General features: G+C 53.9%; 14 protein-coding genes and 1 tRNA gene. 7 read left to right on the forward strand and 8 right to left on the reverse strand.

The window, feature by feature from the left end; translation table 11 throughout:
- Positions 1-5 precede the first annotated feature (5 nt).
- Positions 6-2468: a hypothetical protein gene (locus VH413_13370; GenBank protein HEX3799681.1), complete on the reverse strand. Its 2463-nt coding sequence runs from the start codon at positions 2466-2468 to the stop codon at positions 6-8.
- Between the two features lie 96 nt (positions 2469-2564).
- Positions 2565-3503: a tyrosine-type recombinase/integrase gene (locus tag VH413_13375; protein HEX3799682.1), complete on the reverse strand. Its 939-nt coding sequence runs from the start codon at positions 3501-3503 to the stop codon at positions 2565-2567.
- Between the two features lie 572 nt (positions 3504-4075).
- On the opposite strand from VH413_13375, the gene VH413_13380 reads away from it, so the two are divergent.
- The 3 genes from VH413_13380 (at position 4076) to VH413_13390 (ending at position 6241) form a co-directional block, all read left to right on the forward strand.
- The gene (locus VH413_13380) at positions 4076-4300 is read left to right on the forward strand and encodes a helix-turn-helix transcriptional regulator (protein HEX3799683.1); all 225 of its coding nucleotides are present in this window, start codon (positions 4076-4078) and stop codon (positions 4298-4300) included.
- A gap of 283 nt (positions 4301-4583) precedes the next feature.
- On the forward strand, positions 4584-4937 hold the full coding sequence (locus VH413_13385; protein HEX3799684.1) for a helix-turn-helix transcriptional regulator: 354 nt from the start codon (positions 4584-4586) through the stop codon (positions 4935-4937).
- Positions 4934-6241 carry a HipA domain-containing protein gene (locus VH413_13390; protein HEX3799685.1) on the forward strand — a complete coding sequence of 436 codons (1308 nt, stop codon included), beginning with the start codon at positions 4934-4936 and terminating at the stop codon, positions 6239-6241. Before VH413_13385 ends, VH413_13390 begins: the two co-directional genes overlap by 4 nt.
- Before the next feature lie 492 nt (positions 6242-6733).
- Here the strand turns inward: VH413_13390 and VH413_13395 are convergent, their stop codons facing one another.
- The 3 genes from VH413_13395 to VH413_13405 form a co-directional block, all read right to left on the reverse strand.
- Positions 6734-7816 carry a zonular occludens toxin domain-containing protein gene (locus VH413_13395; GenBank protein ID HEX3799686.1) on the reverse strand — a complete coding sequence of 361 codons (1083 nt, stop codon included), beginning with the start codon at positions 7814-7816 and terminating at the stop codon, positions 6734-6736.
- Between the two features lie 110 nt (positions 7817-7926).
- Positions 7927-8478 (reverse strand): hypothetical protein, encoded by a 552-nt coding sequence (locus VH413_13400; GenBank protein ID HEX3799687.1) that lies wholly within the window; start codon positions 8476-8478, stop codon positions 7927-7929.
- A gap of 10 nt (positions 8479-8488) precedes the next feature.
- Positions 8489-9127: a hypothetical protein gene (locus VH413_13405; GenBank protein ID HEX3799688.1), complete on the reverse strand. Its 639-nt coding sequence runs from the start codon at positions 9125-9127 to the stop codon at positions 8489-8491.
- 94 nt (positions 9128-9221) lie between these two features.
- On the opposite strand from VH413_13405, the gene VH413_13410 reads away from it, so the two are divergent.
- Positions 9222-9689, forward strand: coding sequence for a hypothetical protein (locus VH413_13410; protein ID HEX3799689.1), 468 nt, complete (start codon positions 9222-9224; stop codon positions 9687-9689).
- A gap of 206 nt (positions 9690-9895) precedes the next feature.
- On the opposite strand, the gene VH413_13415 is transcribed toward VH413_13410, so the two are convergent.
- Together VH413_13415 and VH413_13420 are read right to left on the reverse strand one after the other, a co-directional pair.
- On the reverse strand, positions 9896-10768 hold the full coding sequence (locus VH413_13415) for a nucleotidyl transferase AbiEii/AbiGii toxin family protein (GenBank protein HEX3799690.1): 873 nt from the start codon (positions 10766-10768) through the stop codon (positions 9896-9898).
- The gene (locus VH413_13420; GenBank protein ID HEX3799691.1) at positions 10765-11379 is read right to left on the reverse strand and encodes a type IV toxin-antitoxin system AbiEi family antitoxin domain-containing protein; all 615 of its coding nucleotides are present in this window, start codon (positions 11377-11379) and stop codon (positions 10765-10767) included. The genes VH413_13415 and VH413_13420 overlap by 4 nt, the downstream gene beginning before the upstream one ends.
- Before the next feature lie 121 nt (positions 11380-11500).
- Between VH413_13420 and VH413_13425 the strand changes: the two genes are divergently transcribed.
- The 3 genes from VH413_13425 (at position 11501) to VH413_13435 (ending at position 13931) form a co-directional block, all read left to right on the forward strand.
- A complete protein-coding gene (locus VH413_13425) occupies positions 11501-11869 on the forward strand; it encodes a hypothetical protein (protein HEX3799692.1) in 369 nt (122 codons plus the stop codon).
- A gap of 106 nt (positions 11870-11975) precedes the next feature.
- A complete protein-coding gene (locus tag VH413_13430; protein HEX3799693.1) occupies positions 11976-13481 on the forward strand; it encodes an SDR family oxidoreductase in 1506 nt (501 codons plus the stop codon).
- Positions 13482-13843: 362 nt separating this feature from the next.
- A tRNA-Leu gene (locus VH413_13435) sits at positions 13844-13931 on the forward strand.
- Between the two features lie 350 nt (positions 13932-14281).
- On the opposite strand, the gene VH413_13440 is transcribed toward VH413_13435, so the two are convergent.
- Positions 14282-15298, reverse strand: coding sequence for an AraC family transcriptional regulator (locus VH413_13440; protein HEX3799694.1), 1017 nt, complete (start codon positions 15296-15298; stop codon positions 14282-14284).
- Positions 15299-15320 lie beyond the last annotated feature (22 nt).

The raw sequence follows: 15320 nt of genomic DNA on the forward strand, positions 1-15320 counted from the left end.
CGCGATCAATCCACTGACCAGAACTGGATGTCGCTTAGAAGAAAGCCCCGGCCATAGAATTCCCAGTGCTTCCCGAGCTTAGCCTGTGACGAGCCGAGAAGGATTCTGTCCAAAGCCTCGATCCCCAGTTTTTGGGCATCGCCGATCGCGGCACCGAGAAGTCCATGGCGCTCGCGAATTGTCTCTCGGATTGTCGGATATAGACCATCTATCAGAGGAAGGCATCCCTCGTATATTTGCTTTGCGGACGCGCTATCGCCAGTTAGCGCGGTCAATGCGGCAACATTATTACCAATGAAGTACTTGTGATATGGATCGCAAGGGCTGTCCGAGGAGAGCAGCCTGTAGCAGTCTTGAAGCCGTCTTTTCGCATCCTCTACCTGGCCAGCATGCGCCAGCAGCACCGCATAGTTGTTGGCGATCAGGAGGCTGTCCCCCGAAGTGGGCGGTTCGATCTGCACCTGCGACAGAATGCGGACGGCCATTTCTGCGGAGAGCTTGCCGCTTAGAAAGCCGGCCAAGACAAAATTGTTGATCGGGATTTCAAGGGACGGCCACGGTAATGCATGCCGATTCACTAACGCATCCAGTTCCTCAGCCCGGCGAACCGCGTCTTCAAAGCGAGCAGATGCAAGGAGATTCGCCACCAGATTATTTAGCGTATAATAATATTGTATTGGATGACGTGGCAGGTCGTTCGAATGAAATGAACCGAAGAATTCCAAAGCGTTCTCCAGCCGTTGTGTGGCAACCGGCAGGCGATGAAGCGGTTCCGAGCGTCTCCGCAACACGTTAAGTGCGTATAGTGCCCAAGGATCAACCCTCCTCCGTGCATAGTAGTATTTCGTGAGGTCCTCCTCAAGTCGTGAGGCTTCCTCCATTGCGTTGATTTCAACCAAGCTAATCATTCGAGCTTGGGCAATTCGGGACCAGATCTCGCCCTCCTCGTCCTTGAGCCGATCCCAAGGTTTGAGCAGCGCTGCCGATTCCGCGAAATCCTTCACCCGGTGCGATTTGAGGCGAATCTGGGCTTTGAGATAGTCCCGCTCCGCCAGGAGGGCATCTGGGAGGAACGCCTCAATGGAAGCAACGGCATCCATCGCCTCGCCGAGCTTGTCGGTCTCAAATGCATCGTATGCGCGGCACATCTGCGCCAAGAAATCCTTGATCAGCCCCCAAAACGCGGTCTGGAACAAAGAGTTTGGCTCCGGGGTCAGGCTCTTCTGCCGCCTCGCATGGAGGGCAGCCAGGGCGTAGCAGGTCAACGCTTCCTCAAGGCGGTCGGCGAGAATAAGGTGGTTCCATCTTCCTTCGTAGTCGCCAGGCCTCATGATGCGCAGGCACTCCGCATACTTTGCGTGATATTTCCGGTGTTCCGATCTCCCAGAGCGGTGGAAGTAATCATGTAGAGTCCCGCTCTGGAACTGGACCATCCCTCCCAGAAGTGTCAGCAGTCTCGCGTCCGTCGCTGCTGTGAGGGCGGCTTGCAATTTTTCGGCCGTTTGCCCCGTCAGGCATTGAGCGTCATCAAGGGTGAAAGACCGCCCAAGAATTGCGGCAGCGGACAGAATTGGATCCAGTTCGGGCGCTTGCCGAACGAGCGAGTGCATCCGGTTGCTCAGCAGGTTCGCGAAAAGTCCATCGAAACCGTGAGCGTCCTTTGTCAAATTGGTATCTCGAAGATGCACGCTGAAGTCGTGGAGCAGATCAAGCCTGCCATCCGTTGCCTCATACAAACCATCAACCTCCTGTTCTTTCATCTCGGGAAAACCGAACGTGCGTAAAGCGGTCGACATTTCGGCGCGAGCAATGGGGTGAATTTGAAAGACCTCAGTTGGAACCTTGCATTCATCCAGCAGTGTGCTTAGCCGGGGAGGAGGAGTTTCGCGTACGCCAAAAAGGAGCTGAACATCAGCAAGCGCCGGATAAAGGTCCTGTAGATGGGATGAAGCGATCAGCGCCAGCAAATCCCAGGAGGCTGGGTCCCAGAAATCCATGTGATCCAAGGTAAGGAGAAGACGCTTTTTTTGGGCCACCGCTTGGATGACGAACAGAAGATCCTGCTCCTCCTTGCTCAGGATGATGGCTTCACGTGCAAGCGAGTTTCGCCGGAAGTGTAACAAATCGTCAAGTAGATGGCTTGTTGCGGACCCGAACATCGGAATAGCACCGGATGCATCTTTAACGCTCTCTTTGAGGATCTCAACCCGCGCCAGATCTTTTGCCCCAGGGGTCGCCAGCGTGAGCCATGGAAACAGTTTTCGTTGCGAGGCGAAGGAGTCCCCTCTTGCCTGCAAGGAAGCCTTTCGGGTGGCTTTCCACTCCTCCGCCACTTGATCAAGCGTCCAGCTTACCCCGGTGCCAGGAGCACCACACACAACGATCGCGATTTTGCCAGTGGTGGGCGCTTTGGACGCCATTCTGTCGATGACCGCCTGCTGCCCGTTCACGCTTTCCAAACGAAGCATAATCTTCAGTTATCGATGATACTGCCAGTGTTTTGGCTCGACGGCAATCGTTTCCGGATTTGCATTTTTGTATAAAAGGGCCGCGTTTGTTGAAGGTCAAATATTCATTTTGTTCCGTGGATGGCAACGAGCCAGTATCCTTCGCTGGCTGCGTGCGGTAACATGCACGTATATCGTTGTTGTCGTAATGGAACTGTGGCCAAGGAGACGTTGGATATGCCGGAGGTCTGCGCCATCCTCCAAGAGCAATGTTGCAACTGTGTGTCTCAACATGTGGGGTGTGATGCGACGGTTTCCCGCGTTGGCGGAGGTGTGACGGCGCAGGACAGCGCGTATTGATTGATCAGACATACGTGATCCTCGACGGTTCACGAATACTGGATCGTCCAAACCGGCCTCGCTGGATTTTCTCACCGCAATTTGGGCATCTAATGCGTGGCGAAAAGCATCACACACAATGGGAATTTCTCGTTCGCGATTGCCCTTGCCTTGGACTGAAATCGAAAGCCTTTGAGTATCGATGTGACCGATATTTGTTGCAACGACTTCGCTCACGCGCATGCCAGTGGCAAAAAGTAATTCCACGATTGCCGTATCACGAGTTTTCCGTTGCATCGCCTTTGGGCTTGTTCCCGTTTGCTGTCGAGTCGAATTGAGCAGAGACCTGACAGCCGAGCGTGCAATTGTACGCGGCAGGCTCAGACCAACCTTAACTTCGTTACGCAACCCAGCAATTATGTTGGTTGGGGTTTTTTCGTACCGTTCAAAACTAGCAAACATTGATTTGACGACCGCCAACCGCCGGCGGACTGTTCGGGGCTTCGCATCTGTCATGCTTCCGAGCCAACAGCGGACGCTATCGCGATTGACCGTTTGGATCTGAACGCCGGTTTGGCTCTTATTTGCCAGGAAATTCAGAAAATGATCCAAATCGTGCCCGTAAGCTTTGAGTGTGTGTGGACTGAGTTTGCGGTGGTCCGTGCAATGTGCCAAGAACCATTCGATTCCCAAATTGAGTTCTGTCGATTCATTCATATTCCCATCGAGATTATCAAGTTCGGGTGTTCCAATGCGAGGCGGCGAATTCTGTCAAGACCGACTTTCACGAACCAGCGATTGCACGCATTTTTGTCCATGATGGCAGAAGTGCGCGAGCGGCAACGATGAAATCTTTGTAGCGCAATTTAACGTCGGTGTAATAAGGGGAATGTGCGTTTCCAATAATATGGATGAGCCTTGCGCCACGCCCGGACTCGTTCCACTTCACCCGGTCCGCCCCATAGTTTTCGATTCCCAGGTTTCGCCAGCCATTGTTTCTGGCTCAAAATCTTGCTGGCCTTGCGACAACGTGCCCGGGTACAGAACCGTTGGTGGTGGTGGTTGCGGGGATCGGTGGTGAATAAATTTTTGCAGGATAAACATCTACGACTGCTGCCGTTGCGGTGTGTGCGTTTCATATCGCACACCACCGCGCGTCTCCACGCGACGAACCGGCAGGGAAAAATGGCTCTCAACCGCAGGAAGATTTTAGCAGCCGCGCTTGGCGCGGCTCAAATTACGCCCCATTGGGCCGTTCTGGTCAATGAGGAAGTGCGCCCTAATAGGGCGTGCCACGCGACGCCAAAATTCACGCGCAACTGAAGAAATTCGGCGCGAGTGTCCGTCGCGAACGGATCGTCAAGGGCATTACACAGGAGAAGCTGGCCGAACTGGTTGATTTGAACATCCGGTCCGTGCAGAAAATCGAAGCCGGACAAATCAATGTTCTGGTGACAACAACGATGCGGATTCAGCACGCGCTGGACTGTCCTTGGGGCAAGTTGATGTCATGAGCCAATTTTGGCTGTTTGCATTTGCATACCGAGCGTGCCTCGTGCCTCTATTATATGGCTCGCTCCCGCCGTCAAGGTAGTGCGCCCTGCTGCCCGTCGCCTCCACCTTGACTGCGTTCGCTCCGCCAAGGGATGGCACTTAGGAATCACGCTCGGAGTCTGCATGTCTGGTTTTGAAACTTTGCCGCAGGGGCTATAAAAGGAGGTTTTCATGCGTATTTAACGCTTCTTAAATGATGCTTTACTTGACATTTTATGATTTAGGCATCATATATGAAGCGTTATGAAAATAATCAAACAAGCGACTGATGTTGGTATCCTGACCGAAATCGGCCAGCGGCTGGCCCGCCTGCGGCTGGAAAAGAACCTCACCCAAGTCCAGTTGGCGGAACAGGCCGGTGTCTCAAAAAGCACGGTGCAGCGGCTGGAATCCGGCGACGTGTCCCCCCAGTTGTCAGGCTTCATCCGCGTGTGTCGCGTGCTGGATTTGATTGAGCGGTTTGATTTGCTCGTGCCCGAGCCGGTGACCAGTCCGGTCGAACAATTAAAACTGGACGGCAGGCGGCGCAAACGTGCCTCCGCACCCAAAGCCCAGAAACCTTCTGCGAAAAAATGGCAATGGGGGGATGAACAATGACTCTCGCGGAAGTAAAACTTTGGGGACGGACCATCGGCGCGGTCTCATTGGAAGATGGCGGTCAATTCGCCGCCTTTCAGTATGATCCCGCTTTTACCCGGAGCGGCATTGAAGTTTCGCCGATCATCATGCCGTTGAACGAGCGCGTGTATGTTTTTCCTGATTTGCCGCCAAAAACTTTTCACGGTCTGCCCGGTCTGCTCGCCGATTCCCTGCCGGACAAGTTCGGCAATGCGCTGATTGATACCTGGCTCTCCACCCAAGGCCGAACACCCGAAAGTTTCAATGCGGTGGAGAGGCTTTGCTACACCGGTCCGCGCGGCATGGGCGCGCTGGAATTTGCACCCGCCATCGGCCCGAAACCGCAACCAGCCAAACACATCGAGATTGATGCGCTGGTCAAGCTGGCCTCGGAGGTATTAAGCCATCGTAAGAATCTTAAAACCACTTTTGCCAGCGAGAGCCGGAAAAATGCGCTGAACGATATTTTGCGCGTAGGCACTTCTGCCGGCGGCGCACGCGCCAAGGCTGTTATCGCCTGGAACCGGGAGACCAATGAAGTGCGCTCCGGCCAGATCGCCGCCGGAGCGGGATTTGATTATTGGCTGCTGAAATTCGATGGCGTCACCGGCAACAAGGACAAGGAACTGGAAGACCCCAAGGGCTACGGCGCGATTGAATACGCCTATTATCTGATGGCGAAGGCGGCGGGCATCAACATGAGCGAATGCCGTTTGCTGGAGGAAAACGGACGGCGGCATTTCATGACCCGGCGTTTTGACCGGCTTGCAGGCGGCGAGAAGCTGCACATGCAATCGCTGTGCGCGCTCGCCCATTTTGATTTCAACCAAGCGGGCGCGTATGCCTACGAACAGGCGCTGCTCATAATCCGCCAGTTGAATCTCCCGATGGCCGACGTGGAGGAACAGTTTCGCCGGATGGCGTTCAACCTCATCGCCCGCAACCAGGACGACCACGTCAAGAACATCGCCTTCCTGATGGACAAGACCGGACGCTGGTCGCTCGCGCCCGCCTTCGACGTGACTTACAGTTACAATCCCACCGGTAGTTGGACCGACCGCCACCAGATGACGATGAACGGCAAGCGCGACGGATTCACGCTGACCGACTTTCGCGCCTTTGCCAAGATTGCCCTGATGAAACGCGGTCGTGACGAGGCCATCCTTGCCGAAGTGCTCGATGCCGTGAAAAAATGGCCGGACTACGCCGAGCAGGCGGAGGTGACAACCGACTGGCGCAAACAGATCCGGCAGAACCACCGCCTGGATTTGCCCGCCAAATAAAAAGTCAAAGCGATGAATCCAAAAACATCATTCCAACAGCCATTGAGTAATCTATATACTTCGGATTTATTTCAAATCGCAAGTTGATGATCCGCCTGCCGAGCGTTGAAAAAAGTGCCAGCAAAAGTGCCAGCACAGACCCTTTTAGCAGGGTAAAAACCGATAGAAAAAGATATGGCCGGATATGGGTTGACAATTAACGCAACTCGTTTATAGTCAAACAGTCAGCGATGCCATAGACGATTGATTTCGAGTGGCTTGTGGAAGACGAGACTCGGTCGATTCCGACCCTCGCCTCCAATTCCATCTGCATGAGCAGAAGTGGTTTAGGGGGATAGGGTGTCCAAACGGACACCAAAACGGACACCACTTTTCCAATCCGTCACAATCCGTGTTGAATGCTGGCACCATCTGCCAAGTATCATTTAACGCGTTGGAGGCGGCTTCATTTACCGTCGTGTAGCCATGACCAACATGAATACACGTTACCGTTTAATTTTCCGTGGCCTTCGCGGCGGGATGTATTATTCCGTGGACAAGACCACGGGCAAGCGCACCAGGCGCAGGCCGCGAAGGTTGTGGCAGCGGCGCGGAACGAATCCGCTCAGTCGGCACATTCACTGGAAGTTGAGCGATGGGATGAACCGCATTCGTCGGGGCAAGACCCATGCCTTTGGAAATGCCGCCGGAGAAACTGCGCACCGCGCCGCCGATGGCTTTGCCAGTGAACTCGGTAAAAAGCCGTGGAAAATACCAGGCCAGCAGTCCGACGCCAACGAGCGCGAGGACATAAACCGACCAATGACGACCTTTCTTGCGGGAATCTTCAGGCAACAATTTCCCCGACAGGCCGACCCCGGACATCGTGTTGTAAACTTTGTGATATTCGCGATCCTCCAATTTCATCCAGCCGGAATTCACCGGCTTGTCATTGCGAACCGGCATTTGAAAATACGTGTGGAACCGAAAACGCCGGGGCAGTGAAACGCCGAGCCATAACCGGGCTTTGCCCATGTTCTGCAAATAAATCCATTCCGTGGCGTTGCGCCGGAAGTTTTTGTCCACCTTTTCTGGGTGTTGCGAGATGAGGAACAGGTCATCATTCAGTTTGCGCAACTGGCTCATGTAAAACTCGACCCGGTTGCCGATCTTGGTCCAGTCCCGCGCCGAGAAGAACAAATGCACTTCGTCAATGATGTAAAAACAGCCGATGCCCGAATACCACTGGCCAGATTCGGCGTTGCGAATGTCCAGGTTCGTGACCGTTTCCGTCGAACCATCGGGACGCGACCGCTGCATTTCCGGCAGCTTTACACCACCCGGCAGGTAACGCCAGAACTCGAAAACTTCTTCACGCGTGAGCAACCGGAACCGCTTGAGGGTGTCCACTGGCTTTTCAACGTATTTCTGACACCATTCCTGGAATGTCAAAATGCCCTCTGCTGCCTCCGTGTAAATCGGCAGGTTTGTGACGACGAAACGGTTTGACCGCGCCATTTCTTCACAGGCGGCGCGAGTCGCAAACAGCGATTTGCCGCCACCGATGGAGGCTGAAATGAAAGTGATGTCAGCCATGCAAATGCCCTCCAAAGAGAATCCAATATGTCAGGTCAGACAGCACCCGCCAGAGCAGGTAACAAGTGCAGACCAACAGGACGTAAAGTACGAATAAAGGAACGCGCATATTATTCTTGGATGGCGGGTTGAAGGCCGCGACGAATCATGTAGATCGCAAACAAAAGGAAGGCGGGACCGACGCCGAATTCAAACCCTTCGACCACGTCGGCCACCTGCTGACTGGGTGAAGGCCATGCGCTTCCGCTCGAAGGCGGGACGAATCCGAATTGTGAGGCAATATTCGAATCCCGATACTCCGTCCATTGCATCGAGTAGCTGCCCGAACTCGCATCACCCGACCCGATCAAAATGATCCAATCGTTGGTCGTTGTGTCGGGAACATCGCCATTTTGCTGCTGGTAGTACGGAATGTCATAAGGTCCATTCGTGATCGAAGCGGGGTCATAAGAGTTGACCAGAGCCGTGGAGCCAGTTGGAACCATTGCTTGAAATCGTCCGCCTATGGGGAGAGTGAGCGATTGCGGGGCAAAATTTGCATCCTTAAATTGCAGTACCACCTCGTTTGTCCAACCGTTGAGGACATACATCTCGCAAAAGACCGTCTGACAGTTTGCAGCCAACACGCTGCCGAGAAATAAAATTGTCAAAAGAATTTTCATGGCGCTCCTTTCAATTGACCAGCCAGAGGATCAAAACCCGGATTCCCAAAGTCAGCGGAATCCCGATGAGATAACGAAAAGTCACGTAGCTCCAAAACGCTGAAATCCAAACATCCATCGGCATCGCCAGATTGATCATGTGCCACATCGGACTGCCGCCCAGGGAAGTGACGCCACCAGCGAAGCTGGCGATCAAGCTATGCGAATTGGTGAAGTAAGCCGCGAGTGCCACCGGCACACTCAAGAGCAACGCCGAGATGATGACGGCGTAGCCCACCGCACTAACCGCCGACGCATTCGTTCCTGCAATTTCTTCCGTGCTGCCCTGCACTTGCCGTTGTGATAGAACATCGGCCACGGCTTTTTCGCCGTAGCGCAACATGGCGAAAAACAAACTGATGCAGGTGCACCATGCGATACACTGACGGACGGGTGACCAGTAGCCCGCCAGAAATCCCATGCCGATGGTCATGGTTCCCAGACCGGCTATGGGGATGCTCAGGCTGTCGTCTGAACCAGCATCCACGGAAGGTTGTGCTGGAAGCCCGCCGACCGCCGCATTCCAGCCGTTCGTCAGATTGCCTGCCGCCGTCGCCGCCTGATCCTGGGTGTTCGTCAGTTGCGGTTGATTCGTCAGGTTGGTCAACAAAAGGGTGTTGGTATAAATGCCGCCCAGCCATGAGTTGTTTGAGGAAAGCAGATTTGAAGTCGTGTTGCCCTCGGCAAGCCGACCGAAAATTGATATGAAACTGCGCCGAGCGAATCGGAGATTGGAAACTGCGAAATTGCTGGCGTTGCTTCGCGAGGAAACACCCCGATTCTTTGAACTGGCGGAAGTGGTAGGCAAGTGGGTTTGGATTCAATTCACTGAAAAACAGCCAAGCGATATTACGCGAGTTTTGGCTGAACTTGGTTTCCATTGGAACAATACCCGCCAGACATGGCAGCACCCTTGCGGAACGATGCCCCTCGAAGGAGCGAAGCGCGAGCTTTACAAAATGACAGGATGTTCCTCTAATCCTATATCGAACGATATGGGAATGCATCGCTCTTCAATGCCGGAAGACATCCGCGAATTGCTGGAGTTAATCCGCGCTGGGAAATTGTTTGCGCTGCAAGAATGGATTAAAGCTGGGAAGCGACTCGACGCTCCTGAAATTGAAGGGGGACAGGTTTTGCAACTGGCAGTCGACACCGGGTTTCACATATAGTCGAACACCTCCTTCGAGCGGGAAAGTGGAAACCCGCTTGGGTGGGGAGAGGCGGCAAGTAGCGGTGCGGTTTCTTTTTCGGGAATCCACATACGCTCCCGCAATTGCCGATTTTCCTCCCGAAGTCGTTCGCATTCCGCAAGTGCTTCAGCAAGCTTTGGGTCGGGGGATTGGGATGCGCTCATGGTTGAGTTCGCCTGGCGGTATCACAGATTCAGCTTACTGAAGAATTGCGCCACTACGCCAAAATGTTTCTCCATGTCAGGTTCGAGGCTGCATTCCGCCGCCATCTCTGAAAACGGACCAGACCATGCGAGTGGCGGTGGTGAAAGTGTGGAAGGAATATCGTGCGTCTTGCGCCGTTGAAAGGTTTCACGAATCGCTTTCGGCAGTCTAGTCGTATCCAGTTTGGTGTGTTCGATCAGAAGAACCAAATCAATCAGATCTTTAACGCGGGTATTTTCCCGGCCCATTCGCGGCAAAGTATAAGCATGGATTTTCTCCGCGAATTGTTCTTCTGGTGAAACCGCCGAAAACTTTCTGCTGTCAATTCCCGCAAACCCAAGCCAATCCCGACCCGAAAGCATTTCGTAAGGTTCGCGCAGAACATCGCCTGTGCTCACATCCAGATGGAATTTCGCAAAAGTTCGCCCTGCCAGTCGCGCATCTACAGGAAACCGTGCGCCGCCGTACGGTGCAGCGTCCAAATCTTGCGTCGCGTCGCCGAAAATAAATGTGAAAAAATCATGCAAGTCCGAGTTTCCCGCTTCGCGCAATGATTCCAGCACCTTAGACACATTGCCCTCCCAATCAGCCGAACTTACAGGAAGCTTCCTCATGGCCAGGTCAATATCGCGTGTCGTCCGCGCAGTTTTCAGGCGTAGTTCCATTGCGTAACCGCCCTTCAGCAACCACGGCGCATTCGGGATCGCGAATAAGCGGCAGAGCAAACGGTCAAAGGCGGCTTGTCGCCGCAGACGCTGAAGGTCGAAACTTTCGTCCTGTGCTATTTTTTTCAGACGGCTTTCCAATGCGACGCGAAAGGCAGTGGCGGAAGCATATTTTCGCGGAGGCTTCATCCTTTGTTCGCGGTAAGCAGGTCATCAAACCATTTCGGAAGATTTTTTTTGCGACGCAGTTCTGCCATGTCTCGAATAGTAATCAGTCCACGCTTTCGCCCTTCCGTTAGCGCTTGTTCAACAATGCCGCGCGAGACAGCTTCAGCCGCGACCAGATCGATGATGGTGTAGAGAGGTCGAGTCACAGCAAACCCCTGCCGTTGCTCAACATCCTCCTCATCGAGGTTCCCTCGGTGTAGCATCAGTACTTTCGGGGTTTCTGCATTTCGCCGAAACGCGATTGGAACAGTCATGTGCAGTTTCGCCGGATTTACATCCGAGAGTTCATGGATGCTGAGAGCAGTTTGATGGGAATAAACACCTTCTGGCTCGCCAGCGCGGTTGCGTGACCAGAGGGCGTAAATGACAAGTTGTTCTTCTGACGATTGAGGGAAACGGGCCAGTCGGTAAATTCCTCGTTCGACTCGCACCCAATTTCCAGATTTAGCGTGATGCGCCTGACTGCCAAGCTGGTAACCCGCATCGGCCGCCTGCTTGGCGGTGAAATAGCCCTGCTGGCCTTCGGCAATCTCGAAGAGAGAGTCAGTAGCGGTTTTAGCTTGAATACGCACCGCACGAATATACAAGTAATTTGTATAAACGTGCAACAGTGGATTTCTGACAATTCTGCAACAATAGCTGCACTTTTCCACTTGAAAGGGCATCGAGCTGAGGGACAATCTCAACTCAGCAATGAGCGAACAGTCCAAGAGAATTTCCCGGCAGGAACTATACGAAAAGATTTGGATAGCGCCGCTGAAAAAGGTCGCGGAGGAGCTTGAAACTACGTACGCCGAGTTGGCTCGACTTTGCGATCAACTGAATGTCCCGAAGCCAGCGCACGGCCATTGGCAGCGACTCAAGCTTGGTCTTCCTATCGAAGTGTTTTCATTACCCGAACCGACGCCTGGAATGGCCGTAGAGGGAATGCTTAAACCGAAAGGGTTGCCGAAAAATAAGACCATAGACGCCATGACCCTAAAATCGGGGGCGTTCTCTTTAGTTACGGCGCACCAAACCAATAGTATCGTTTTGGATAATTCGTCCATTGGGGATCGCTGAATTAAGACGAACCGCCGACCAGAACATTGGTAGCTATCGGAGTCCAGGTGGAACTGGATAAATAAAAAACTCCGAAAGTGCCAAGTTCTTAGGTACACTCACCCCGATGCACGATTCCGATGCGAATAACGATTTAACCCTGCAATTAAAGGCAGCAACCGATCTGCTTGAAAAGGTGGCGATTGACCGCACCGCGCTGGACAAGCTCTCTGAGACCGACCGGGCGCGTCTTTTTTCTGCGGCACAGAAAATCTTTTTTCCTGATTATTCCGAGCGCCGCCGCCAAGTCAAAGCCACGTTCCGCGCTCGTAAAGCAGAAAGGGCGGAACAGCTTCAGTCCAGACTCAATCAAACCGGCATCCGCGCGCTGCGCCGGGAAAAGGTCTTCCTGACCCCGAACGTGTTTCCGCCGGCAAATTTCAAACAGCACGAGGTCATTGATGATCCCGACTTTCGCGAAGCCATCGAACCGCGGCATTGTTACGTCTGCAAACAGGATTACACCACGATCCACCATTTCTATGATCAGTTGTGTCCCGCCTGTGCCGCGCTGAATTTCCAGAAGCGCACCGAGACGGCAGATTTGAAGGGGCGGGTGGCGCTGCTCACCGGTGGACGGGTGAAGATTGGGTATCAAGCGGGCATCAAGCTTTTGAGAGCCGGGGCGGAGCTGATTGTATGCACGCGATTTCCCCGAGACGCAGCCTTGCGCTATGCAGCCGAGCCAGATTTTAAGGACTGGTGTGACCGGTTAAAAATCTATGGTCTCGATCTGCGCCATACACCCAGCGTGGATGCCTTCACTCGCCACCTGCTTGAGACGCAACCTCGTCTCGATTTCCTCATCAACAATGCGTGCCAGACGGTTCGCCGTCCGCCGGGGTTTTATGAACATATGATGGCGGCGGAGAAAGGTCCGGTTGAAGCCATGCCCGGCCCGGCCCGCAAACTTCTCGGAGATTACGAGGGTCTGCGAAGTTACAACCCGCTTCCCGAGACTGTGGGAATCACCCGCGCCGCAGAGTTGTCCCAGGTCGTGCTTCTGCCGGAAGAAGAGGCGGCAAAAAAGGAACTGTTCCCTGAAGGAAAGCTCGACCAGGATCTTCAACAGATAGATCTGCGCGGCCGCAATTCCTGGAGGCTGACGATGTCCGAGGTTTCGGCGGTGGAATTGCTTGAGGTTCACCTGGTGAACGCCGTTGCGCCATTCATACTGAATGCGCGGCTGAAACCGCTCATGCTCAGGTCTCCGGAAAGGGATAAGCATATCGTGAACGTCTCGGCAGTCGAAGGCCAGTTCTACCGCCGGTGGAAGACGACCCGGCATCCGCACACGAACATGGCCAAGGCTGCTCTGAACATGATGACACGCACTTCAGCCGCCGACTATCAAGCCGACGGCATCCACATGAATGCGGTGGATACCGGGTGGGTCACCGACGAAGATCCAATAGAGATTGCTGCGCGCAAAATCAAAGATCATGCGTTCCATCCGCCACTGGATATTGTGGACGGGGCTGCGCGGATCGTTGATCCGATTTTCGCTGGATTCAATACCGGTCAACCTATCTGGGGGAAGTTCCTAAAAGACTATCGAGAAACGGATTGGTAAACAATTCGACAGCCTCAAGGGTTGTGATGATTACCGATGCCGAGTGGTGACCGTTCCGACCGATGTCTTCATCAAAAATCTTGAATCAATTATTTGCAGTGCCGTAGCGAGAAATGAAAATCAACCCTTGTTTGTTTTCGAAAGGCCAACGGGGCATAGAAATTGCGGTTGCGGCGCTAAAGCCCTCGAATTGGCCGCTTGCGAAGATCCTGAACCTTCTGATAGGTTGCCTCTGCATGCGAACGATGCTTATGATTATGACTGGACTGTTACCTAGGGTGCATCCAGTTTCCTCTTGCCACAGCGGCACGAAGTCAAGGTGCGGTCGCCGACGCATATTTAAGTGGTTTGTGATCAATGCCGCCGGTGTGGCGAAATGGCAGACGCACAGGACTTAAAATCCTGGGACCGTAAAAAGTCGTGTCGGTTCGAGTCCGACCACCGGCACCAAACTAAAGCAGTTGGAACTGCGCGGTTTGGAACCCCTTCACATGTGAGTGCCAGCAGAAATGCCAGCAAACGGCTGTTCTGCTGGCGTGGATTCCGATGCCGTTCCGCTTTCTTAAAGGAGCGTTTGAATCGGGCTTGGCAGCGCAACTGCTGACGCAATATGGTCGGAATCCAGTGGCCTAGCCGCTGGTCGAGGCAACACTCTGAAAGCGATCTGCACAAGGGCAAACTAAAAAGAGCACCAAGGAGGTTTGCGCTGATGGGAATATAGTCCCCGGCAAAAAACGCGGGGCAAAAAGGCTTGAGGACCGTTGAGGACGTGGAGACGACATTAATTGAAATTTTGTCCTTCAACGTGCCGCTGCGCGCTTCAACGACCGCCAGTGGCCGGGTGTGGCCCCCTCCCAGTTTTTGAAAGCGCGATAGAAAGAATTCGGATCATCGTAACCGAGCAGGTAAGCGGCTTCGTTGATTTCCATCGAGGATTGAGTGAGGTATTGGCGTGCGAGTTCCTGCCGGGCTTCGAGCAGCAGTTGACGAAAGGTGGCGCCTTCATCGGTGATGCGGCGTTGCAAGGTGCGCGCACTCATCCCGAGTTCCCTGGCCACGAGTAAAATGTCCGGACGATTGCCTGAGAGCAGACGTTTTAAAATCCACTTTACCTGATCGCCGACCTTGGTTTTAGCCTTTGTCCCTTCCAAAGCCTTTTCCAGTTGCGGATTCAACATTTCCAAGAGATCGGCGTTGTGGGTCGCGAACGGCAGGTCGAGGTCCGCAGCGTTAAGAACCAGCGCATTGCGTCGCAAGCGGAATCTCACCGGGCATTTGAAAAACTTCTCGTGGACGCCACTCGACTCCGGCGCACGCTTTAATTCCACTCGCTTGGGCCGAAGCTGGGTCTGGGTACCGCGGCGACCAAGCTCGACGAATGACGCGAATATAGCATCTGTGAGCAGCGGCGGTATGTCACCATCGGGATACAGCCAAACCGTCTCGATGATGCACTCATCTCCCTTGGAGGTAAGATGAACCTCTTCGGGACAGCAGAGTTGCTTGTATCTTGCGACGCGTTCAAGCGCATCCCGGTAATTGCGGGCGTGAAGCGCGGCGAGGGTTCCCGGATGGTAATGTTCAGGTTCGAGTTGGCTCGCGAGTTTCAAGCCTGCGGCGGGGTCGGGATTGAGTTCACCGACCGCGCGCCAAAGGGCGAAGAACTGGGCGGTGGTCACAAGGTTCTTCACGCCATCGTAAAGGCTGACCGGCAGCCGACTTTGGCGTAGCACCGTCGCCGGCGTGAGTCCGAGCTTTTTCAAGCCGTGCCAGAACGCGTTGGCGGCTTTGAATTTGTCCGAGACTTGAGAAGGCATGTTGCAAATATAGGGATAGATG

This window comes from Verrucomicrobiia bacterium (assembly GCA_036268055.1).
In the GTDB taxonomy this organism is placed as follows: domain Bacteria; phylum Verrucomicrobiota; class Verrucomicrobiia; order Limisphaerales; family Pedosphaeraceae; genus DATAUW01.

Bases quoted from the DNA above. Each gene is read 5' to 3' on its own strand.
- VH413_13410 (HEX3799689.1), top strand. From the start codon at position 9,222: ATGAAACTGCGCCGAGCGAATCGGAGATTGGAAACTGCGAAATTGCTG.
- VH413_13440 (HEX3799694.1), bottom strand. From the start codon at position 15,298: ATGCCTTCTCAAGTCTCGGACAAATTCAAAGCCGCCAACGCGTTCTGG.
- VH413_13415 (HEX3799690.1), bottom strand. From the start codon at position 10,768: ATGAAGCCTCCGCGAAAATATGCTTCCGCCACTGCCTTTCGCGTCGCA.
- VH413_13425 (HEX3799692.1), top strand. From the start codon at position 11,501: ATGAGCGAACAGTCCAAGAGAATTTCCCGGCAGGAACTATACGAAAAG.
- VH413_13390 (HEX3799685.1), top strand. From the start codon at position 4,934: ATGACTCTCGCGGAAGTAAAACTTTGGGGACGGACCATCGGCGCGGTC.
- VH413_13375 (HEX3799682.1), bottom strand. From the start codon at position 3,503: ATGAATGAATCGACAGAACTCAATTTGGGAATCGAATGGTTCTTGGCA.
- VH413_13370 (HEX3799681.1), bottom strand. From the start codon at position 2,468: ATGCTTCGTTTGGAAAGCGTGAACGGGCAGCAGGCGGTCATCGACAGA.
- VH413_13430 (HEX3799693.1), top strand. From the start codon at position 11,976: ATGCACGATTCCGATGCGAATAACGATTTAACCCTGCAATTAAAGGCA.
- VH413_13400 (HEX3799687.1), bottom strand. From the start codon at position 8,478: ATGAAAATTCTTTTGACAATTTTATTTCTCGGCAGCGTGTTGGCTGCA.
- VH413_13395 (HEX3799686.1), bottom strand. From the start codon at position 7,816: ATGGCTGACATCACTTTCATTTCAGCCTCCATCGGTGGCGGCAAATCG.
- VH413_13385 (HEX3799684.1), top strand. From the start codon at position 4,584: ATGAAAATAATCAAACAAGCGACTGATGTTGGTATCCTGACCGAAATC.